Raw genomic sequence first — 21,043 nt, 5'->3', positions numbered from 1 at the left:
GTTATCCGGCCGTCCGGTCGTTGCGGCCGACCCCACCGAACGCGCCGTACCGCTCCGGCTGGTCGGCCACGTCGGACGGCGCGTCCGGGCGCCACAGCGGCATGTGCACCACGCCCGGTTCGAGCAGGGTGAAGTCGCCGAAGAAGCCGGTGATCTCGGCCCGGGACCGCAGCGTGATCTCGGTCGCGGTACGCCCCGACAGCCGTTGCGCGTCGAGCATCTCCCGCGGCTGGTCCTCGTACGTCGAGTGCGAGACGACCAGGTAGCTGCCCGGCGCGGTGGCCCGGCGCAGAGTGTCCAGGATCTTCGCCGGGTCGTCGGCGTCCGGCACGAAGTGCACGACGCCGGCCAGCAGGACGGCGACCGGCCGGCTGAAGTCGATCAGACCGGAGTCGGCCGCCCCGGCCAGGATCCGGTCCGGTTCGCGCAGGTCGGCGTGGAGCACGGCGGCCCGGTCGTTGCCGGCCAGGATCTCCCGGCTGTGCGCCACCGCGACCGGGTCGATGTCGACGTAGACGATCCGGGCCGCCGGGTTGATCGCCTGGGCCACCTCGTGCACGTTGCCGACGGTGGGGATGCCCGAGCCGATGTCCAGGAACTGGTCGACCCCCGCCTCGGCGATCACCCGTACCGCCCGGCGCAGGAATGCCCGGCCGGCCCGCATGGTGTCCGCCAGGTTCGGCGTCATGGCCGCGATCTGCTCCGCCAACTGGCGGTCGATCTCGAAGTTGTGCGCACCACCGAGGAAGTAGTCGTAGACCCGGGCCGCGCTCGGCCGTTTCAGGTCGATCTCCGCGGGCAGTTCGTCCGGCTGCTGCATGTCGCCTCGACTCGTCCGTCCGGCGGTACGGCCGCCGGGTCAGCGGTCCTGAGCATACGGCGGATCTCCGTGGATGTGCAGATCCGAAATTGCATCGCGCCGACCGCCCGGCCGAGCGGCTCAGCCGGCCGGCTCCAGCAGCATCGCGATGCCCTGCCCGACGCCGATGCACATCGTGCACAACGCCCGGCGCGCACCCCGGCGGTTCAACTCCAACGCCGCGGTCAGCGCCAGCCGGGCACCGCTGGCGCCCAGCGGGTGTCCCAGCGCGATCGCCCCGCCGTTCGGGTTGACGTGCTCGGCGTCCGCCGGCAGGCCAAGCTCGCGCAGCACCGCGACGGCCTGCGCGGCGAACGCCTCGTTGAGTTCGACGAGGTCCACGTCGGCCAGGGTGAGCCCGCGCCGGTCGAGCAGCCGCCGGGTCGCCGGCACCGGTCCCATCCCCATGATCCGGGGCGACACGCCGGCCGCTGCGGTGCCCGCGATCCGGGCCAGCGGGGTCAGCCCGTACCGGTGCACGGCGGCCTCGCTCGCCACCAGCAGGGCGACCGCGCCGTCGTTGACGCCGGAGGAGTTCCCGGCGGTCACCGTGCCGCCGTCGCGGAACGGGGTGGGCAGCGCGGACAGCTTCTCCAGGGTGGTCTCCCGGGGGTGCTCGTCGCGGTCGACAAGCGTGCTGCCGTGCCGGCCGGCCGGCACGGTGACCGGGGCGATCTCCTCGGCCAGCCGGCCGTCGGCCTGCGCCTTGGCGGCGCGCTGCTGCGAACGCAGCGCGAACTCGTCCTGCGCGGACCGGTCGACACCGAACTCGGCGGCCACGTTCTCCGCGGTCTCCGGCATCGAGTCGATGCCCCAGCCGGAACGCATCACCGGGTTGACGAACCGCCAGCCCAGCGTGGTGTCGAACACCTCCGCGCTGCGCGACCAGGCGGTGGCGGCCTTCGGCATGACGAACGGGGCCCGGCTCATGCTCTCCACCCCGCCCGCGACCACCAGGTCGGCCTCGCCGGCCACGATCGACCGGGCCGCCGAGGCCAGCGCGTCCAGCCCGGACCCGCACAGCCGGTTGACCGTGCTCCCGGGTACGCCCTCCGGCAGCCCGCCGAGCAGGGCCGCCATCCGGGCCACGTTGCGGTTGTCCTCACCGGCCTGGTTGGCGCAGCCCAGCAGCACGTCGTCGACCGCCGCCCAGTCCACCGAGGGGTGCCGGCCCACCAACTCGCGGATGACGTGCGCGGCCAGGTCGTCGGGGCGGACGCCGGCCAGCGCGCCGCCGTAGCGGCCGATCGGGGTGCGGACACCGGACACCAGGAACGCGGCGGTCATGCGGTCAACCCTTCGGGGGTGGCGGGGGTGGGCACCGGGCGGTCGCCGGCACCGGGTCTCGGGCCGACGACTGCCGGCCAGGATAGCCGGGCCACGGCGGTCCGCCCGGCGGCGGCCGGACCGGCGGGCGACGCCACCGGGGCCGGCCGGAGGATAGGTTTGCCCCATGGCCCAGGCACAGTTCACCAGGGAGACCGCCGCGACCGGGGAGTTCGTTCGGCAGCCCAACCGGTTCACCGACCGGGTCACCGCCGACTCGGACGCCGCCCCCGGCGACGGGCCGGACGAGGCGGGCCGCTGGCCGGTGCAGGCCGGCCGGTACCGGCTGATCTGGTCGCGGGCCTGCCCGTGGGCGCACCGGGCCCGGATCGTGCTCGGGCTGCTCGGCCTCGACGAGGCGATCGGGATCGGCACCGTGGACCCGATCCGGGACGAGCGGGGCTGGCGGTTCACGCTGGACCCCGACGGGCGGGACCCGGTGCTCGGCGTCGAGTACCTGGCGCAGACGTACCGGGCCAGCGACCCGGACTTCGTCGGTCGGGTGACCGTCCCGGCGCTGGTCGACACGGTGACCGGGCGGGTGGTCAGCAACGACTACCCGCAGCTCACCCTGGACTTCTCCACCCAGTGGCGGGCGCTGCACCGGGCCGGCGCGCCGGACCTCTACCCGCGGGAGCTGCGGGCCGAGCTGGACCGGTTGATGGCCGACATCCACCGGGACGTCAACAACGGCGTCTACCGGTGCGGCTTCGCGGTCGGCCAGCAGGCGTACGAGGAGGCGTACCGGGCGTTGTTCGACCGGCTGGACGCGCTGTCGGAGCGGCTGACCGACCGCCGCTACCTGATGGGCGACGTGCTCACCGAGGCGGACATCCGGCTGTTCACCACCCTGGTCCGGTTCGACGCCGTCTACCACAACCACTTCAAGTGCAACCGGAACAAGCTCAGCGAGATGCCGGTGCTGTGGGCGTACGCCCGGGATCTCTACCAGACGCCCGGTTTCGGAGACACGGTGGACTTCGACCACATCAAGCGGCACTACTACGGCACCCACCCGGCGATCAACCCGACCGGCATCGTCCCGCTCGGTCCCGACCCGTCCGGCTGGACCACCCCGCACGGGCGTGGCTGAACCACGCCGGGCCGCGGCGGCCGGGGCGGCGGTCTGCGCCACGGCCGGCGCCGCCGCGGTCGTGCTGGCCGTGGTCGCCGGGCCCAGCCCGGGCCTGTCCGGGTACGTGAGCGAGGCCGGCGTCACGGCGAGCCGGTACGCCACGACGTACCGGCTCGGGGTTTTCGGCCTGGCCGCGGGGCTGGCGCTGCTGGCCGTGGCGCTGCCCGCGGCGCTGCGGTACGCGGTCGGCCTGCTCGGCGCGAGCGCCGCGGGCACCGTGCTGTCCGGCGTCGTCACCTGCTCCGACGGCTGCCCGCTGCCGCCGTTCGAACGGGCCGGGGTGGCGGACCTGGTGCACGGCGGCGCGAGCGTGGCCGCGGTGGCCGGTTGCGTGTTCGCCATGCTGGTGGTGACCTGGTCGGCGCCGCCCGGCGCGATCCGCCGCTGGTCCGGTACCGCGCTGGCGGTGGCGCTGCCGCTGTCCGGAGCGGTCGGCCTGGCCATGCTCGCCGTCGGTCGCGGCACGGTCACCGGCCTGCTGGAGCGGCTGCTCCTCGCCGACGTGCTGGCCTGGGCCACCATCCTCGCGATGATCATTTCCGCCGGGCACCGGCCGCCGGCGCCGGCCGGCGGCGTCCCGGCCACCGCCCACCGCGGGTCGGGGCCATCCGACGGGCCCGCATTCCCGCCGGACTGGTAAGGAGCGTCACGGCGTCCACCACTTCCACGGGTCGACCACCAGGGGTACTGTCGGGCCGCGATGCTTCACGTCTGGTTCTTCACCCGCCGCCTGTACGTCGACCTCCGACGGCTGGCCAGTGGCGTCTGTCCGGTCCCGTCGCCCCGCTGACCCCGGCCGTTGACCCGCGCGGACCCCACCGGTCCCGCGACCAGACCCTCATTGGAAAGTCATGCCCTCCGCCCTGCGCAAGATCCCCTTCTCCGTACAGATCCTGCTCGGCCTCGTGCTCGGTCTGCTGCTCGGCTACGTCGCCCGGATCGGCGACGTCGGCTGGCTGGGCAGCACCCTCGGCACCGTCGGCGGCCTCTTCGTCCAGCTGTTGAAGCTCGCCGTACCGCCGCTGGTGTTCACCGCCCTGGTGGTCAGCGTGGTCAGCCTGCGCGGCGTGGCCAACGCGGCCCGGCTGGCGCTGAAGACCTTGATGTGGTTCGCCATCACCGCGCTGATCTCCGTCGGCGTCGGCATCGGGCTCGGCCTGCTGGTGAACCCCGGCCGCGGGGTCACCCTCGACGTGGCCGGCGCCACACCGCCCAAGAAGCAAGGCGGCTGGACCGACTTCCTCAGCGGCATCGTCCCGACCAACCCGGTCGCCGCCTTCGTCGAGGGCAACGTCCTGCAGATCGTCTTCCTCGCCGTCGTGGTCGGCGCCGCCGCGCTGCTGGTCGGCAAGGCCGCCGAGCCGTTCGTGGAGCTGAACCGCGCCGTGCTGGCCATCGTGCAGAAGGCCCTCTGGTGGGTCATCCGACTTGCCCCGATCGGCACCCTCGGCCTGATCGGCCACGCCGTCGAGGCGTACGGATGGGACCTGCTCGCCCCGCTGGCGAAGTTCACCACGGCCGTCTACGTCGGCTGCGCGATCGTGCTGGTGGTCGTCTACCCGCTGGTGCTGGGCCTGGCCGGCCGGCTCAACCCGCTGCGCTTCTACGCCGGTGCCTGGCCGGCCATCGAGCTGGCCTTCGTGTCCCGCTCCTCGGTCGGCACCATGCCGGTGACCCAGCAGTCGGTGGAGCGGCTCGGCGTGCCCCGCGAGTACGCCTCGTTCGCGGTCCCGTTCGGCGCGACCACCAAGATGGACGGCTGCGCGGCGGTCTACCCGGCGCTGGCCGCGATCTTCGTGGCCCAGGTGTTCGGGGTGCCCCTGCGTCCCCTGGACTACGTGCTGATCGCCTTCGTGTCGGTGGTCGGTTCCGCGGCCACCGCCGGCCTGACCGGCGCGCTGGTGATGCTCACCCTGACGCTGAGCACGCTGGGCCTGCCGCTGGCCGGCGCCGGCCTGCTGCTGGCCATCGACCCGATCCTGGACATGATGCGCACCGCCACCAACGTGGCCGGGCAGGCGCTGGTGCCCACCGTGGTCGCCGCCCGCGAGGGGGTCCTGGACCGGGCCGCGTACGACTCGGCCGGTCGGCGCGACCTGACCGAGCCGGACCCGGTCGACGAGCCGGCCGGGCGCCCGGGCCCCGGGCCGGTGCCGGGCGACCGTACGCCGGTGCCCGCCTGATTCCGTTCGACCGCGTTCACCGTCCCGCCGTCCCGCGCGGCCAGGGTGCCGCCCGGCACGGCTGGACGGCACCGGCGGGGACCCAGCAATGGAGGAACACCACGTGAGCGTCCTTTTCACCCCGCTCGACCTGCGCGGTGTCCGGCTGCCCAACCGGGTCGCCGTGTCGCCGATGTGCCAGTACTCCGCCGGCGCCGACGGGCTGCCCACCGACTGGCACCGGGTGCACCTGGGCAGCCGGGCCGTGGGCGGTGCCGGGCTGGTGATCACCGAGGCGACCGCGGTCGCGCCGGAGGGCCGGATCAGCCCGCAGGACACCGGTCTCTGGTCGTCCGCCCACGTCGACGCGTGGCGTCCGATCACCACGTTCGTCGCCGCCCAGGGTGCCGTGCCGGCGGTGCAGCTCGCGCACGCCGGGTTCAAGGGGTCGACGTACCGGCCGTGGGACCCGCGGCGGGGCGGCGTAGCGGACGCCGATGGCGGCTGGACCCCGGTCGGGGTCGGCGACGAGCCGTTCGCCCCGGACTACCGCACCCCGGTGGCGCTGGCCGGGAGCGGGCTGGCCGGGATCGTCGCGGCGTTCGCCCGGGCGGCGACCCGGGCGGTGGACGCCGGATTCGCGGCCGTGGAGATTCACGCGGCGCACGGCTACCTGCTGCACGAGTTCCTGTCCCCGCTGACCAACCGGCGCACCGACGGGTACGGCGGTGACCGGGCCGGCCGGATGCGGCTGCCGCTGGAGGTGGCCGCCGCGGTCCGGACCGCGGTCGGCGACGAGGTGCCGGTGCTGGCCAGGATCTCTGCCACCGACTGGGTCGACGGCGGGTGGACGGTCTCCGACAGCGTCGTGCTGGCCAAGGAACTGGTCGCCGCCGGGGTCGACCTGGTCGACTGCTCGTCCGGCGGCGCGGTCCCCGGGGCGGACATCCCGGTCGGTCCCGGCTACCAGGTGCCGCTGGCCGCCCGGGTACGGCGGGAGGCCGGGGTGCCCACCGGCGCGGTGGGTCTGATCAGCGAGCCGGAGCAGGCCGAGCGGATCGTCGCGGACGGTCAGGCCGACCTGGTGCTGCTGGGCCGGGAACTGCTGCGCGACCCGTACTGGCCGCGTCGGGCCGCCGCCGCGCTGGGCGCCGAGCCGGCCTGGCCGGACCAGTACCTCCGCGCCTTCTAGGCGCCGAGCGCGGCCGTACGACGGGCGACCCCCGCGGTACGGCCAGCCGGCCGCGCGGCCGTACCGCGAGCGAACCCCGCGGTACGGCCGCGCGCTTCCGGCCCGCCGCGGTCCGCTCCCCCGCGACCGACCCGGCGGCCCGACCCGGAGCCGGTCAGGTGTGCGCGACCCGGCGGACGATGGCCAGCAGCGCCTCCTGGACGTCCTCGACCGGCCGGTCCGGCTGGAAGACCAGCCAGTCGACGGCCACCACCAGGCCCACCCCGAACAGCGCCGACGAGGCCAGTTGCACGTCCAGGTCGGCCGGCAGGTCACCGGCGTCCACGCCGGCCCGTACCGTCTCGGCGATCACGCCGATCGCCTCGGCGCGCAACAGCCGCAAGGTCTGCTGCCACTCCCGGTTGGTCCGCCACATCTCCGACAGCAGCAGTTGGGCGAAGGCCCGGTACCGGCGGATGTACTCCAACTGGGCGCGGACCAGCGCGGCCAGCGCCGGGCGCGGCGGCAGGCCGGCCACCGCGGCCCGGAACTGCTCGGTGAGCAGCCCGATGCCGTGCCGGAGCAGCTCCTCGAACAGCGACGTCTTGGACGCGAAGTTGTAGTAGACGGTGCCCTTGGCCACGCCCGCCCGGGCGGCGATGTCGTCGACAGTGGTGGCGGAGAAGCCCTGCTCGGCGATCAACTCCACCGCGGCCTCGAAGAGCCGCTGCCGGGTGTCCACCCGCCGCCGCGCCCGTCCGTCGGTCACCCTCGCCCCCTCCGTCGTACCGCGACCGCCGGCCGCGACCCGGCCCGGGTCCGCCCCCGGGCCGGGACAGTCTGCTACATCGTCAGCTCGGGATGCAGCGTGCTCGGCGTCATCCGCCGGGCGCGTCGCGCCGAGTCGACGGTCAGGGCGACCGCGCCCGCCGCGAACCCGGCGAGCACCAGCGCCCCGATCAGCACCGGCCCGTCCGGGCCGCCGTTGACGGTGTGCCGCAGCCCGTCCACCACGTAGGTCATCGGCAGGTACGGGTGGATGGCCTGGAAGAAGCCCGGCGAGGTCTGCACCGGGTAGGTGCCGCCGGACGAGGTCAGTTGCAGCATCAGCAGGGCCAGCGCCACCAGCCGGCCGGCCGGTCCGAGCCGGGCACCGAGGAACTGGACGATCGCGCTGAAGGTGGCCGCCGTGAGCATCAGCAACCCCAGCGTCCGCACCGGCGACACCGGCCCCAGGTCCAACGCCAGGGTCACCACCGCGAACAGCACCGTGGCCTGGGCCAGCCCGACCGCCAGGCCGGGCAGCCAGCCGGCCAGCGCGACCCGCCAGGCCGGCGCCCCGGACATCACGTGCCGCCGGTTCAGCGGCCGCAACAACATGTACGTGATCATCGCGCCGACCCAGAGGGCCAACCCCAGGAAGTACGGCGCGAAGCCCACTCCGTACGTGGCGGCCGCGTTGCGGGCGGTGCGGTCCAGCGAGACCGGGTCACCGAGCACGTCCGCCCGGCTCGACGCGTCGTCGAAGCCGGGGATCTGCCGCGCCCCGTCGGTGAGCCCGTCGGCCAGCTTGCCGGCGCCCGACTGCAGCGCCGAGATGCCGCCGACCAGCTTCTGACCGCCGGCCGCGAGCTGACCGAGTCCGCCGTCCAACTCGCGGGCGCCGGTGGAGAGCCGGTACAGCCCGTCCCGCAGGTCGGCCACGCCGACGGCCGACCGGTGGCTGCCCTGGCTGATCTTGTCCGCGCCGTCGGCCAGCGCGTTCAGCCCGTCCACCAGCTTGTTCAGTTCCGCCTGCTTGGCGCGTACGTCGTCGGCCAGGTGCGGCGCCTCGGCCGCGACCTGGCGGGCGGTGGCCGCGACCGACAGCAGCCGGGTCCGGAACTGTCCGACGTTGGCCTCGTCCAGGCTGGTCCTGATCTTCTCGGCGGACGCGACCAGGGTGTCCATGGTGTTCCGGGCCGCCGTCAGGTTCGGGTCGTCGGCCAGCTCGGGGTGGGCCTTGACCAGTGCGTCCAGCCGGTCCCGGGCGGCAATGGCCTGCTTCGCCACCGCGTCCGCCCGGGCCGGCAGCGCGTCGAGGTTGTCGGCCAGGGCCTGGGCCCCGTCCGCGATCACCGTGGCGGCGTCGGCGATCCTGGTGGCGTTGCGGCGCAGCACCGGCTCCCAGGTGTCGATGGCGCCGTTGACCTGGTCTGCCGCGGCGCTGGTCTGCTTCGCGGCCCGGTCGGCGCCGGCGGCGAGCTGCGCGCTGCCGGCGTCCAGCGCGGCCAGGCCGGTGGCGAGTTGCTCGGCGCCGGTGGTCGCGCTGTCGAGCCCGGTGGTGAGCCGGTCGGCACCGTTCCTGGCGCTCCCGGCGCCGCCGGCCAGCGCTCCGGCGCCGTCGGCGGCCGCACCCGCGCCGTCGCGCAGCTTCCCGGCCCCGTCGGCGGCCTCGCCGGTCTTCGACTTGAGATCGCCGAAGCCGATCAGCATCCCGTCGAAGTACTTCCCCGCGGCACTCTCCGCGGCGGCGGCCCGGATCTCGCTGAACGCCGATCGGGCCAGCAGCCCGGACAGGTAGTTCGTGGCGTCGTCGCTGACCACGCTCAGCTCGCCGCGCCGGGCCACCGTGTTCGGGTCGGTGCCGGTGGCCAGCGCCGCCGAGAAGTCCGCCGGGATGTGGAACACCAGGTGGTAGCGGCCGTCCCGCAGTCCCCGCTCGGCCTGCCCGGCGTCGGTGACCTGCCAGTCGAAGATCTGCCGGTCCAGCAGCTCGTCGGTGAGGTCCCGGCCGGCGTGCACCGGCGAGCCGTCCGGGGCCGTGGCGGTCCGGTCGTCGTCGACCAGCGCCACCGGGATCCGGTTGAGGTGGCTGTACGGATCCCAGAAGGCGGCCAGGTAGAGCGCCCCGTACAGCAGCGGGATCACGGTGAGGACGGCCAGGGCCGCGGCGGGCAGCCGGCCCCGGGTGAATCGGCGTAGTTCGAAGCGGGCGAGCCGCAACGTCTTCATCAAGACTGTCCCATCTCGTATGCGTCCGCGCGGCCGGTCGGGTCGGTTTCCCGGCCGGCGGCGATCACGGCCGGACCGCGGGCGGCCAGGTCGTGCAGGGCGGTCCAGATACGGGTCCGCTCGGCGGCGTCGAGTCCGGTGTCCACGTCGTCGACCAGCACCAGCGCCGGCCGTTCCAGGTCGGCCAGGGCGAGGCCGAGCAGTTGTCGCTGGTAGCCGGTGAGGTCCCGGCCGCGCAGACCCGGATCGAGTTCGTCGGCGTACCGGGCCAGGGCATCCGCCACCCGGCGGGTGCGCAGGTCGCGCCGCTCCCGGCGGCGGGTGAACGGCGTCAGCCGGGACAGGGCCGGCCGGTCCGCGCCGAGCAGCAACAGCCGCTCCTCGAGGTGTTCGGCCACCGTCAGCGCCGGCTCCGGCTCGTGCACCCCGGGCACCTGCCCGAGCGCCGCGACGCCGTCCCGCCAGACGGTGCCCTCGCTGGTGGCGAACCGGCCGGCCAGCGCGAGCAGCAGCGAGGTGCGCCCGCTGCCCGGGCGACCGGTCACGGCCAGTACGGAGCCCCGGTCGACGTCGAGGTCGACGTGCCGGAACAGCCAGCCCCGTCGGCTCCGCGCGCCCAGCCCCTCGGCCCTCAGCACCCGCACGATCCGACCCCTCCCAGAAAATTGATCTGACCAGTCAGTATAAAAACATGAGTCGACGCGTCGCATCCACACGGGGGGTGACCTCGGGAACAGCACCGCCGTCGGCGCTGCCGCACGGGCCGGCAGCGACCGGCCGACGCCGGGTGGCAGGGGTCGGGACTGAACCGCCCCCGGTCAGCGGGCCCGCGGAAACGCGGCCGGCACCGGAAGCCCGGCGGTCAGAACAGCACGGTGGCGAAGGTGCCGACCGGGCGGAAGCCGCAGCGCTGGTAGACCCGCCGGGCAGGCAGGTTGTAGTCGTTCACGTACAGGCTCACGGTCGGGGCCACGCGGGTCAGCGCGTCGCGGACCACGGCCGCCATGGCGGCGGCGGCCAGGCCGCGCCCGCGCCACCCGGGCGCCACCCAGACGCCCTGCACCTGGGCCGTCCGCCGGGTGACCACCGCCAGCTCGGCCTTGAAGACCACCTCGCCGTCCACGAACCGGGCGTACGCCCGGCGCGAGCGGACCAGCTCGTTGATCCGTCGCCGGTAGCCCCGCCCGGCGTCCTCGCCCAGCGGCGAGACGCCGACCTCCTCGGTGTACATCGCCACCGCCGCCGGAAACAGCCGGTCCACCTCACCCGACCGGACCAACCGGACGTACGGGTCGGCCGGCACCGCCGGTACGGCGTCGATGGCCAGCAGCGGCTGGTTGGTCCGCACCTCCCGGGCCGGTCCCCACCGGTCGGACAGCCGCTCCCAGAGCCCGAGCACGGCGTCGGCCCGCCCGACGATGGACGAACAGATCCGCTCCTCGGCGCCGAGTTGCTCGGCGAAGGCCTGCACGGCCGGTTTCGAGGCGAGCACCGGGGTCAGGTGACCACCGAGCCAGCACAACGCCTCCAGCCGGCGACGGGAACCGTAGCCGAGGATCCGGCCGTCGGCCCGCCACCAGGACAGCCCTCGGGCGGTGACCCGCTCGGCCACCTGGGCCGCCGCGAACGGGTCGAGGTCGAGCAGCCGCTCCACCGCGCTCCGCTCGGACTCACCCAGCTGTCGTACCGGCGCCACCAACACGCCTACAGCCTGCCAGACCGGGCACCGGAGAACGTCCCCGACGGGTGGAGTGATCATTCCCCGAGCCGGTGCCCGTACCGGCGACGGACCGCTCAGCCGACGGTGACCGGCTTTCCGGGCGCCACCGGTCGGGTCCGGGCCGCCCACCGGACCACCGGCGGCAGCAGCAGGCCCACCAGCGCGAAGAACGCGCCGAGCAGCAGCCAGCCGGGTACTCCCCACCGGATGGCCAGGGTGGTGACCACGACCGGCGCCAGCATGCTGCCGAGCTGCATGCCCATCCCGTACGTGCCCTGGTACTGACCGTGCGCGTCGGCCGGGGCCAACCCGAAGGAGATCCCCCAGCCGGCGGCGGACTGCCACAACTCGCCGGTCACGTGCGCGAGCGACCCGGCGACCAGCAGGACGACGGCGAACCCGGTGGACACCAGCCCACCGGCGGCGAACAGCACACAGGCCAGCGCGACGGCCACACCCGCCCGGCGGGACGCCCGGGCCGCACCGGAAAGTTCCTCGGTCCCGCGCGCGGCCCGGACCTGGAAGAGGACGACCACGACCGTGTTCCCCAACATCAACGCCGAGATCAGCCAACGCGGCGCGTGGGTATGCCCGGAGATCCACAACGGCAGGGCGATGTTGAGCAGGCCGAAGTGCATCGACATCAGCCCGTCGAGCACCGTGAAGGCCAGGAACGGCCGGTCCCGCAACGCGACCAGCCGCGGCCCGTGGGTCGGCGCCGGCACCGGCGGGATCGGCGCCAGCCGGACGAGGATCGCCGCGGCGAGCAGGAAGGTGGCCGCGTCGACGAGGACCAGGCTGACGTAGGCCGGCCGGGTGTCGACCGCGATGCCGAAGCCGGCGGCGACCGCCCCGAACGAGATGCCGACGTTGGTGACGGCCCGCAGGTAGGCCCGGGTCCGTACGCGTTCCCCGGGCGGCACGGCACCGGCGATGATCGCGCCACGGGCACCCTTGGCCGCGGCGTCGGCCAGCGCGGTGGCGGCCCCGACGATCAGGAACGCCGGTAGCGACCGGACCGTGAGCAGGGCCGCGGAACAGAAGCCGGAGGCGACCAGCCCGACCAACTGGACCCCGCGCGGGCCGTACCGGTCGGCCAGGTAGCCCATCGGGGCGCTGGCGACCAGGTTGACCAGCGCGGTCGCGGTCAGGCCGAGACCGACCTCGGTCACCGAGAGGCCGGCCGACCGGGTCAGGAACAGCGCGCTGACGGTCAGCCAGACCCCCCGCCCGACGGTGTTGACCAGGGTGGAGAGGACGAGCACGCGGGCGGCGCCGGGTTCCGGGAGCAGACGCATGACCACGATCAAACAATACGTACGTACGGTTTGCTAGATACCCGTGACCGGCGCCACACCGCCTCTTGCCGCTGATGCATTGCCGATATATCGTCAATGCATCAGCGATACGCCGAAAGGAGATCCGTGATGGGTCACCACCGAGGTTTTCAGGCACTGCACGAGGCGCGGATGCGCGGCTTCGGCTTCCCCGGCTTCCCATTCGGCGGCCCCGGCGGTCCGCACGGCTGGGGTGCCGGCGGGTTCGGCCGGGGCGCGGGCCGGGGACGCGGGCGCGGCACCCGCCCCAACGTCCGGGCCGCCCTGCTGGCGCTGCTCGTCGAGCGCCCGATGCACGGCTACGAGATGATCCAGGAGCTGGACACCCGCACCGGCGGCGCGTGGCGGCCGAGCCCCGGGTCGGTCTACCCGACCCTGCAACTACTCGAGGACGAGGGCGTCATCGTCGGCGTCACCGAGGAGTCGGGCGGCGGTCGGAAGCGCTTCACGCTCACCGACGCCGGCCGCGAGGAGGCGAGCCGGGCGGCCGAGACGCCGCCCTGGAACGCGTTCGCCGAGGAGACGGTCAACAGCTGGCAGGGCATCCGGGACTCCGGCTTCCAGGCGATGAACGCCCTGCGCCAGGTGATGATGACCGGCACCGACGACCAGCGGGAGCGGGCCGCCCAGGTCCTCGACGAGACCCGCCGCAAGCTCTACGCCATCCTCGCCGAGTCCGACGACACCTGAACCGCCACCCGTCAAGCCCGTAAGGCAGCACGACTCATCGGGCAGCACCCGTCAAGAGACGAAGCGGCCGTCCCCGGTGCGGGACGGCCGCGAGACACGGCAGCGGTGGCCCACCGTGCCCGGCGGAGAGATCAAGCCTGACCGCTCGGAGCCGGGCACGGTGGGCCACCGCCCCTCATGACAAACTCAGTGGACGCTGACCGAAGCCCCGGGGACCAGGCCACGCAGCTCCTCGGGCAGCTCCGCGCCCATCTCGTCGGCGATCCGCAGCGCCTCCTCGATCAGGGTCTCCACGATCTGCGCCTCCGGCACGGTCTTGACGACCTGACCCTTGACGAAGATCTGCCCCTTGCCGTTGCCCGACGCGACACCGAGGTCGGCCTCCCGGGCCTCGCCCGGCCCGTTGACGACGCAACCCATCACCGCGACCCGCAGCGGCACCGGCAGCCCTTCCAGGCCGGCGGTGACCTCCTCGGCCAGCTTGTAGACGTCGACCTGGGCCCGGCCGCAGGACGGGCAGGAAACGATCTCCAGACCGCGTTCCCGCAGGCCCAGCGACTCAAGGATCGCGGTGCCGACCTTGATCTCCTCGACCGGCGGGGCGGAGAGGGACACCCGGATGGTGTCGCCGATCCCCTCGGCCAGCAGCGCGCCGAACGCCACCGCGGACTTGACGGTGCCCTGGAACGCCGGGCCGGCCTCGGTGACACCCAGGTGCAGCGGGTAGTCGCACCGCTCGGCGAGCTGCCGGTAGGCGCGGATCATGACCACCGGGTCGTTGTGCTTGACCGAGATCTTGATGTCCCGGAAACCGTGCTCCTCGAACAGCGAGCACTCCCAGAGCGCCGACTCGACCAGTGCCTCGGCGGTGGCCTTGCCGTACTTGGCCAGCAGTCGCTTGTCCAGCGAGCCGGCGTTGACGCCGATCCGGATCGGTACGCCCGCGTCGCCGGCCGCCTTGGCGATCTCCTTCACCTTGTCGTCGAACTGGCGGATGTTGCCCGGGTTGACCCGGACCGCCGCACAGCCCGCGTCGATCGCGGCGAAGACGTACCTCGGCTGGAAGTGGATGTCGGCGATGACCGGGATCTGGGACTTCTTGGCGATCGCCGGGAGCGCCTCCACGTCGTCCTGGGACGGCACCGCGACCCGGACGATCTGGCAGCCGGACGCGGTCAGCTCGGCGATCTGCTGGAGCGTGGCGTTCACGTCGGCGGTCAGGGTCGTGGTCATCGACTGGACGGAGACCGGCGCACCGCCGCCCACCGGCACCGAACCGACCATGATCTGGCGGCTGGCGCGCCGGGGCGCGAGCGGCGGCGGCGGTACTGCGGGCATGCCGAGACTTACTGCGGTCACGTTGGCACTCACCTTGAGAAGAGCGTGATCGGATTCACCACGTCGGCGGTCACGGTCAGCAGCGTGAAGGCGCCACCGATCAGGATCACCGCGTAGGTCAGGGGCATCAGTTTCATGTAGTCGACGCGGCCCGGGTCGGGACGCCCGATCCGGGCGTAGAGCCAGGAGCGGACCCGCTCGAACCAGGCTATCGCCATGTGCCCGCCGTCCAGCGGCAGCAGCGGCAGCAGCTGGAACACGCCGATGAAGAAGTTCAGCGAGATGAACAGCATGACGAAGATCTGCCAGGCGTCGTTCTGCACGGCCTCGCCGCCCAGCCGGGTCGCGCCGACCACGCTGATCGGCGTGTCGAGGTCCCGCTTCTCGCCGGTGATGGCCGACCAGAGCGCCGGCACCTTCTCGGGGATCCGCTGCATGGCGTGCACCGTGCCGACCGCCATGTCGCCGGTGAACCGGCCGGTGGCGCCGAACGCGTCGATCGGGCCGTACTTGATCATTGTGGGCTTCTGCACGGCGAGGCCGACGCCCATCGCCGACACCGGACCGACCGCGCCCGTGGCGTTGCCCAGCGGCGGGCGCTGCACGGCGGCCAGGTCGACCTTGGCGGTGCCCGGCGCGCCGTCCCGGACGTACGAGACGGTGGCCGGGCCGGGCGGCGTCGCCCGGACCACGTTGAGCATGTCGCCCCAGCTGGCGACCGGGGCGCCGTTGACGGCGGTGATCCGGTCGCCGTTGCGCAGTCCGGCCCGCTCGGCCGGGCTGGCCGGGTCACCCGGCTGGCACTGCCGGGCGGCGTTCTCCACCACGACGCAGGGAGCCAGCGAGACGACCGCCGGTTCGGCCCGGAACTGCGCCTCGGTGGTGGGGAAGTTCGGGTTCGGCAGGCCCATGAAGATCGCGGCGAACCAGAGCGCCACGATCGCCAGGACGAAGTGCGTCACCGCACCGGCGCCCATCACGATGGTCCGCTTCCACACCGGGTAACGCCACATCACCCGCGGCTCGTCCGCCGGATCCACGTCGTCGTCCTGCGGGGTCATCCCGACGATCTTGCAGAACCCGCCGAGCGGGATCGCCTTGAGACCGTACTCGGTCTCGCCGCGCCGGAACGACCAGATGGTCGGGCCGAAACCGACGAAGTAGCGGGTGACCTTCATGCCGAAGTACTTGGCGGTCAGCATGTGACCGGCCTCGTGCAGGCTCACCGAGACGAGGATCGCCAGGGCGAACAGGACCACCCCGAGCAGGTATGCCATCAAGCTCCTTCCACCGACATCCCGATGATCTCCCGAGCGCGGGCGCGCGCCCAGGATTCCGCGGCGAGCACGTCCTCGACGGTACCTGGTTCGGTGAACTCGGGGGCCGCGTCGAGCACCCGCTCCAGCGTGTCCACGATGCCGAGGAACGGCAGCCGACCGGCCACGAACGCGGCCACGCACTCCTCGTTGGCCGCGTTGTAGATCGCCGGCCGACAGCGACCGGCCTCGCCGGCGGCCTTGGCCAGCGCCACCGCCGGGAACGCCGCGTCGTCCAGCGGGGCGAACTCCCAGGTGTGGCTCGTCGTCCAGTCCACCCCCGGCGCGGCGCCGGGCACCCGGTCCGGCCAGCCCAGCGCGACGGCGATGGGCAGCCGCATGTCCGGCGGGCTGGCCTGGGCGATGGTCGAGCCGTCCACGAACTCGACCATCGAGTGGATCACGGAGGTCGGGTGGACCATCACGGTGATGTCGGCGTACGGCACGTCGTACAGCTCGTGCGCCTCGATCACCTCCAGGGCCTTGTTGACCAGGGTCGCCGAGTTGATCGTGACAACCGGGCCCATGTTCCAGGTGGGGTGGGCCAGGGCCTGCTCCGGGGTGACCTCGGTCAACTCGTCCCGCCGCCGGCCCCGGAACGGGCCGCCACTGGCGGTGACGATCAACCGGCGGACCTCCGGTCGGGTGCCGGAGCGCAGGCACTGGGCCAGCGCCGAGTGCTCCGAGTCCACCGGGACGATCTGCCCCGGCCGCGTGACCGCCGCCTTCACCACCGGGCCGCCGGCCACCAGCGACTCCTTGTTGGCCAAGGCGAGGGTACGACCGGCGCGCAGCGCGGCCAGCGTGGGCGCCAGGCCGAGCGAGCCGACCACGCCGTTGAGCACCACGTCGCACGGCCACTCGGCCAGCTCCGCCATCGCCGACGGGCCGGCGAGGATCTTGGGGATCCGGAAGTCGCCGGTGGCGTAGCCCCGCTTCTGCGCCTCGGCGTAGAAGGCGAGCTGCAGGTCCTGCACGGCGGAGGCCCGGGCCACGCCCACCGCCTCGACGCCGAGTTCCAACGCCTGGGCGGCAAGCTGTTCGACGTTGCCGCCACCCGCGCCGAGAGCCACCACCCGGAACCGGTCCGGGTTACGCCGGGCGATGTCGACCGCCTGGGTGCCGATCGAGCCGGTCGAACCGAGCAGGACGATGTCGCGGGGGGAACTCACCCGGGCATTCTCCCCCACCGGGTCCAAAAGCCGGCCGGCAGCCTCCCGGCACGGCCGGGAACCGGCCCGACCACGGTCCCGGTCCGGCTCAACGCTCGCCGGGGTCGGCGTCCCCGTCCGGTACGACCTCGACATCGGCCGTCGGTGACTCCTCGTCGAGCAGGTCGGCCGGGTCGATCGAGAACGCGAACGGCTCGGTCATGGTGAACGTGCCACCGGCGGCGGCCGCCGCGACCGGCCGGTACTCCCCGTCGACCAGTTCGAACAGCGCGACCGCCGGCACCCGGTTGCGGGCGTCGACCCGGAGGAAGTACGGCACCCCGGCGGCGGCGTACTGGCGGGGCCGGTCGATCACGTCCTTGCGCCGGTTACCGGGCGAGACGATCTCACCGAGCAGCACCGCGTCGGCGATGTCGAGAGAGACCCGGCCGCCGCCCGAGCGCCGGAACACCGCGATGTCCGGGATGAACAGATCGTCCCCCGACACCACGTTGACCTCGTGGTAGACCCAGAGTTTCGCCCGCTTCGCCGCCTGCTTGAGCAGGTAGGCGAAGTCGAGTTCGATCGTCTGGTGGTCGATTCCGGCATGTGGTGTCACGATCACGCTCCCGCTCAGCACCTCGACCTTGGGGCCGTTGGCCTCGGGCAACAGGTCGAGGGCGAGCTGGGCGGTCCACGGCTCGTCGAACTCCCCGAGCACGTCGAACGACGGCTCCGTACGCCGCGCCGGCTCGGGCACGTAGGCGGCCTGAGCCATCCGACTCACCCCCTCAGCGGGACATCGTGCTGTGCTCAGCCTAACGGCGCAGCCCCGCGACCGACACGATCGCACCGGCTGTCCGTCAGCAGCGGCGCCCGGGTCGGCCCGGGGCCGCTCAGGACGGCCGGCGCAGGACGAAGGTTTCCAGTTCCTCGCCGCCGTACCAGTCGGTGCGCGGGCCGAGCGGGGTCATGCCGAGCCGGCGGGTCACCGCGACGGACGCCTCGTTGCCGGGGAAGACCACCGCGTAGACCTCGGGCAGCCCGGCGGCGAAGGCCCGCTCCAGGGCGCCCCGGGCCGCCTCGGTGGCGTACCCGTTGCCCCAGGAGTCCGGGTGCAGGTGCCAGCCGATCTCGATGTCATCGGAGAACACCCCCTTGTCCCGGCCGGGCAACGGCTTGAGCAGCAGGGTGCCGGCGATCCGGCCGGTGTCCCGGACCTGGATGGCCCAGGTGCCGTACCGGCCGCCGTGCCCGGCGTTCCGCGCGTGCCAGATCCGGACCCGCTCGACGGCCAGGGCCGGATCGTCCATCACCCGCGTCCCGCCGCCGAGCCAGCGGTGCACCTCCGGCCGCGAGTAGATGTCGAAGACCCGGGCCAGGTCGGCCGGCTCCTCGGTCCAGTCCCGGACGATCAGGCGTTCGGTTTCGAAGGGGGTCACGTCGCGCGACCCTAGGCACCGTCGCCACCTGTCGGCAACGCCATAACGCGTCGTCCCGTGGAGTGGCCGGGCGCCGCAGCGGGAAGGGAGGAGGGATGGTGAGCGGATGGCGGCTGGCGCGGCGCCCGGGGCACCCGCTACGAGAGCCCGGAGGGGGCACCGGCGCCAGCCTGAGCCGTCGCCGGCTCGGGCCGGCCGGGCTCCTCGGCTGCGGTCTCCCGGATGCCGAAGCGGCGGTGGATCCGGGCCAGCGGTCCGGGCGCCCACCAGTTCCACCGGCCGAGCAGCCGCATGGTCGCCGGCACCAGCAACGCCCGGACCAGGGTGGCGTCCACCAGGATGGCCACGATCATGCCGACGCCGATCAGCTTGACGAAGGCGATCCCGCCGGTGGCGAAGCCGGCCACCACCACGATCAGCAGGGTGGCCGCGGCCGTGATGATCCGGCCGGTGTGCTGCAGCCCGGCCGCGACGGCGGCGGTGTTGTCCCCGGTCCGGTCCCACTCCTCGCGCACCCGGGAGAGCAGGAACACCTCGTAGTCGGTGGCCAGCCCGAACAGCACGGCGAGCATCAGGATGGGATTGCTCGGTTCGATGAAGCCGGTCGGGGTGAAGCCGAGTTGGTCGGCGAAGTGGCCGTCCTGGAACACCCAGACCATCACCCCGAACGACGCGCCGATGGAGATCAGGTTCATCAGCACCGCCTTGACCGGCAGCAGCACCGAGCCGAAGGCCAGGAAGAGCAGCACCAGGGTCGCCGCGGCCATCACCAGCGCCATCCAGGGCAGCCGGTCGCCGAGGCTGGCCAGCAGGTCGAGGTCGGCGGCGGTCCGGCCGCCGACGAGCACCCGCACGCCGGGTTCGGCCGGCAGGTCACGGATCGCCCGGACGATCCGCTGGGCGGCCGGCCCGGTGGGCTCGCCGGGGTAGTCGACCTCGATCAGCGAGGCGTCGTCGCGGTGCGCGGTCACCCGCGCTCCGACCACGTCGGGCAGGGCGCGGATCCGGCCGGCGAGTTCCTCGGCCCGGGCCACGGGCGCGCCGGAGACCAGCACGTCGACGGGTCCGACCGAGCCGCCGGGGAAGTCGGCCCGGATCTGGTCCGAGACCACCCGGGCCTCGGTGCCGGCGGGCAGGATCCGCTCGTCGAAGCCGCCGAAGGTGACCCGCAGGAACGGCGTGGCCAGCAGCGCCAGCACGGCGACCACGCCGACCACGTACCGCACCGGGCGACGCATCACGCTGTGCGCGATCCGGGCCCAGGCCCGCCCGGCGCCGTCCGTCGCCACCGGGCCGGGCACCGGGTCGTCGGTGGGCGCGGTCGACCCGCGGGCCGGGCCGCGACCGGTCCGGCGCCGCCACGGTACGGGCACCCGCAGCGCGTCCACCCGCCGGCCGAGTACGGCGAGCACGGCCGGCAGCACGGTCAACGCGCCGAGCATGGCCACCAGCACGGCAGCCATCCCGCCCCAGCCCAGTGAGCTGAGGAAGGACTGCGGGAAGATCAGCAGGCTGGCCAGGGCCAGCGCGACGGTGAGCCCGGAGACCAGCACGGTGCGACCGGCCGTGGCCACGGTCCGCGCCAGCGCCGACCGGACGTCCCGGCCGGCGGCCAACTCCTCACGGAACCGGCTCACCACGAAGAGCGAGTAGTCGACGGCCATGCCCAGCCCGAGCAGGGTGATCACGTTGATGGCGAAGATCGACACCTCGGTCGCCGTGCTGAGCAGCCGGACGGCCACGAAGGCGCCCAGAATGGCGAAGCCCCCGATGATCAGCGGCAGCAGCGCGGCCACCAGACCCCGGAAGATCAGCACGAGCAGCACCAGCAGCACCGGCAGGGAGAACATCTCGGCCCGGGTGATGTCCCGGGTGGTCTGCTCGTTGGCACTGCGCTGGAAGGCGACGGTGCCGCCGACCCGGGTGTGCAGGCCGGGCGCGTCGAGTTCGGGACGCAGGTCGGCGAGGGCGGCCGTCTTGTCGTCCTGGTCGGCGCCCCGCAACCGGACCAGGGCGTACGTGGCGTGCCGGTCGGTGGCGACCAGGGCCGGTACGGGACTGTCGTACCAGCTGGTCACCTGGGCCACGGCGGGTCGCCCGCGCAGCCGGTCGAGGGTGGCGGTGACCGGGTCACGGAACGCCGGCTGGTCCACTGTGGCGTCCTCGGACCGGTAGAGGACCAGCAGGTCGTACCCCTGTTGGCCGAGTTCCGCGGTGATCCGGTCGTGGGCCCGGCTGGACTCGCTCGCGGGGTCGGCGAAGCCACCGCCGGACAGCGAGCCGAAGACCCCGGTGCCCCAGGTCGCCCCCAGCGCGACGACGGCCGCCGCCACCGCCAGCACCACCCACCGCAGGCGCGGCACCGCGCCACCCCACCACGCGAACATCGGTCCCGGCCCCTC

General features: G+C 73.6%; 18 protein-coding genes. 5 read left to right on the top strand and 13 right to left on the bottom strand.

The genetic code is table 11. The annotated features are described in order from the left end of the window. Window position 1 precedes the first annotated feature (1 nt). Window positions 2-820 carry an SAM-dependent methyltransferase gene (locus ACFOX0_RS04235; RefSeq protein WP_377542149.1) on the bottom strand — a complete coding sequence of 273 codons (819 nt, stop codon included), beginning with the start codon at window positions 818-820 and terminating at the stop codon, window positions 2-4. A 120-nt stretch (window positions 821-940) separates the two neighbouring features. Then, entirely contained in the window at window positions 941-2,146 is a 1,206-nt protein-coding gene (pcaF, locus tag ACFOX0_RS04230) for a 3-oxoadipyl-CoA thiolase (RefSeq protein WP_377542148.1), read from the bottom strand. Window positions 2,147-2,312: 166 nt separating this feature from the next. Between pcaF and ACFOX0_RS04225 the strand changes: the two genes are divergently transcribed. From ACFOX0_RS04225 to ACFOX0_RS04210, 4 genes are all read left to right on the top strand, one after another. Next, the gene (locus tag ACFOX0_RS04225; RefSeq protein WP_377542147.1) at window positions 2,313-3,278 is read left to right on the top strand and encodes a glutathione S-transferase family protein; all 966 of its coding nucleotides are present in this window, start codon (window positions 2,313-2,315) and stop codon (window positions 3,276-3,278) included. Then, window positions 3,271-3,960: a DUF998 domain-containing protein gene (locus tag ACFOX0_RS04220; RefSeq protein WP_377542146.1), complete on the top strand. Its 690-nt coding sequence runs from the start codon at window positions 3,271-3,273 to the stop codon at window positions 3,958-3,960. Before ACFOX0_RS04225 ends, ACFOX0_RS04220 begins: the two co-directional genes overlap by 8 nt. 223 nt (window positions 3,961-4,183) lie before the next feature. Next, window positions 4,184-5,503: a dicarboxylate/amino acid:cation symporter gene (locus ACFOX0_RS04215; RefSeq protein WP_377542518.1), complete on the top strand. Its 1,320-nt coding sequence runs from the start codon at window positions 4,184-4,186 to the stop codon at window positions 5,501-5,503. A gap of 103 nt (window positions 5,504-5,606) precedes the next feature. Then, a complete protein-coding gene (locus ACFOX0_RS04210; protein ID WP_377542145.1) occupies window positions 5,607-6,674 on the top strand; it encodes an NADH:flavin oxidoreductase/NADH oxidase in 1,068 nt (355 codons plus the stop codon). A gap of 154 nt (window positions 6,675-6,828) precedes the next feature. Here ACFOX0_RS04210 and ACFOX0_RS04205 read toward each other — a convergent pair whose 3' ends face one another. The 5 genes from ACFOX0_RS04205 to ACFOX0_RS04185 all read right to left on the bottom strand — a co-directional run bounded on the left by ACFOX0_RS04205 (window position 6,829) and on the right by ACFOX0_RS04185 (window position 12,665). Further along, on the bottom strand, window positions 6,829-7,422 hold the full coding sequence (locus ACFOX0_RS04205; protein WP_377542143.1) for a TetR/AcrR family transcriptional regulator: 594 nt from the start codon (window positions 7,420-7,422) through the stop codon (window positions 6,829-6,831). A gap of 74 nt (window positions 7,423-7,496) precedes the next feature. After that, on the bottom strand, window positions 7,497-9,647 hold the full coding sequence (locus ACFOX0_RS04200; RefSeq protein ID WP_377542141.1) for a YhgE/Pip family protein: 2,151 nt from the start codon (window positions 9,645-9,647) through the stop codon (window positions 7,497-7,499). Continuing rightward, window positions 9,647-10,291, bottom strand: coding sequence for an ABC transporter ATP-binding protein (locus ACFOX0_RS04195; protein ID WP_377542140.1), 645 nt, complete (start codon window positions 10,289-10,291; stop codon window positions 9,647-9,649). The genes ACFOX0_RS04200 and ACFOX0_RS04195 overlap by 1 nt, the downstream gene beginning before the upstream one ends. Before the next feature lie 218 nt (window positions 10,292-10,509). Continuing rightward, window positions 10,510-11,349, bottom strand: a complete 840-nt coding sequence (locus ACFOX0_RS04190) for a GNAT family N-acetyltransferase (RefSeq protein ID WP_377542139.1) — start codon at window positions 11,347-11,349, stop codon at window positions 10,510-10,512. 92 nt (window positions 11,350-11,441) lie between these two features. Next, window positions 11,442-12,665, bottom strand: coding sequence for an MFS transporter (locus tag ACFOX0_RS04185; protein ID WP_377542138.1), 1,224 nt, complete (start codon window positions 12,663-12,665; stop codon window positions 11,442-11,444). 129 nt (window positions 12,666-12,794) lie between these two features. Here ACFOX0_RS04185 and ACFOX0_RS04180 point away from each other — a divergent pair, with 129 nt between their 5' ends. After that, entirely contained in the window at window positions 12,795-13,394 is a 600-nt protein-coding gene (locus ACFOX0_RS04180; protein ID WP_377542137.1) for a PadR family transcriptional regulator, read from the top strand. A gap of 186 nt (window positions 13,395-13,580) precedes the next feature. Here ACFOX0_RS04180 and ispG read toward each other — a convergent pair whose 3' ends face one another. From ispG to ACFOX0_RS04150, 6 genes are all read right to left on the bottom strand, one after another. Beyond that, window positions 13,581-14,753: a flavodoxin-dependent (E)-4-hydroxy-3-methylbut-2-enyl-diphosphate synthase gene (ispG, locus tag ACFOX0_RS04175; protein ID WP_377542136.1), complete on the bottom strand. Its 1,173-nt coding sequence runs from the start codon at window positions 14,751-14,753 to the stop codon at window positions 13,581-13,583. Between the two features lie 8 nt (window positions 14,754-14,761). Beyond that, the gene (locus ACFOX0_RS04170; RefSeq protein ID WP_377542135.1) at window positions 14,762-16,009 is read right to left on the bottom strand and encodes a M50 family metallopeptidase; all 1,248 of its coding nucleotides are present in this window, start codon (window positions 16,007-16,009) and stop codon (window positions 14,762-14,764) included. Further along, window positions 16,009-17,220 carry a 1-deoxy-D-xylulose-5-phosphate reductoisomerase gene (gene dxr / locus ACFOX0_RS04165; protein ID WP_377542133.1) on the bottom strand — a complete coding sequence of 404 codons (1,212 nt, stop codon included), beginning with the start codon at window positions 17,218-17,220 and terminating at the stop codon, window positions 16,009-16,011. The genes ACFOX0_RS04170 and dxr overlap by 1 nt, the downstream gene beginning before the upstream one ends. A gap of 88 nt (window positions 17,221-17,308) precedes the next feature. Next, window positions 17,309-17,977 carry a Uma2 family endonuclease gene (locus ACFOX0_RS04160; protein ID WP_377542132.1) on the bottom strand — a complete coding sequence of 223 codons (669 nt, stop codon included), beginning with the start codon at window positions 17,975-17,977 and terminating at the stop codon, window positions 17,309-17,311. Between the two features lie 118 nt (window positions 17,978-18,095). Next, window positions 18,096-18,641, bottom strand: a complete 546-nt coding sequence (locus ACFOX0_RS04155) for a GNAT family N-acetyltransferase (protein WP_377542130.1) — start codon at window positions 18,639-18,641, stop codon at window positions 18,096-18,098. Window positions 18,642-18,778: 137 nt separating this feature from the next. Continuing rightward, on the bottom strand, window positions 18,779-21,004 hold the full coding sequence (locus ACFOX0_RS04150; protein ID WP_377542129.1) for an MMPL family transporter: 2,226 nt from the start codon (window positions 21,002-21,004) through the stop codon (window positions 18,779-18,781). Window positions 21,005-21,043: the final 39 nt, after the last annotated feature.

Source organism: Micromonospora zhanjiangensis, assembly GCF_042650605.1.
In the GTDB taxonomy this organism is placed as follows: Bacteria; Actinomycetota; Actinomycetes; order Mycobacteriales; family Micromonosporaceae; genus Micromonospora_J; species Micromonospora_J zhanjiangensis.
Note: the sequence above shows the minus strand (reverse complement) of the source record. Positions and strands in the feature narration are given on the sequence as shown.

What these genes read in the sequence shown, in the direction of transcription:
- ACFOX0_RS04170 (WP_377542135.1), bottom strand. Translation starts at nt 16,009, where the DNA reads ATGGCATACCTGCTCGGGGTGGTCCTGTTCGCCCTGGCGATCCTCGTC.
- ACFOX0_RS04160 (WP_377542132.1), bottom strand. Translation starts at nt 17,977, where the DNA reads ATGGCTCAGGCCGCCTACGTGCCCGAGCCGGCGCGGCGTACGGAGCCG.
- ACFOX0_RS04180 (WP_377542137.1), top strand. Translation starts at nt 12,795, where the DNA reads ATGGGTCACCACCGAGGTTTTCAGGCACTGCACGAGGCGCGGATGCGC.
- ACFOX0_RS04235 (WP_377542149.1), bottom strand. Translation starts at nt 820, where the DNA reads ATGCAGCAGCCGGACGAACTGCCCGCGGAGATCGACCTGAAACGGCCG.
- ACFOX0_RS04200 (WP_377542141.1), bottom strand. Translation starts at nt 9,647, where the DNA reads ATGAAGACGTTGCGGCTCGCCCGCTTCGAACTACGCCGATTCACCCGG.
- ACFOX0_RS04225 (WP_377542147.1), top strand. Translation starts at nt 2,313, where the DNA reads ATGGCCCAGGCACAGTTCACCAGGGAGACCGCCGCGACCGGGGAGTTC.
- ACFOX0_RS04185 (WP_377542138.1), bottom strand. Translation starts at nt 12,665, where the DNA reads ATGCGTCTGCTCCCGGAACCCGGCGCCGCCCGCGTGCTCGTCCTCTCC.
- pcaF (WP_377542148.1), bottom strand. Translation starts at nt 2,146, where the DNA reads ATGACCGCCGCGTTCCTGGTGTCCGGTGTCCGCACCCCGATCGGCCGC.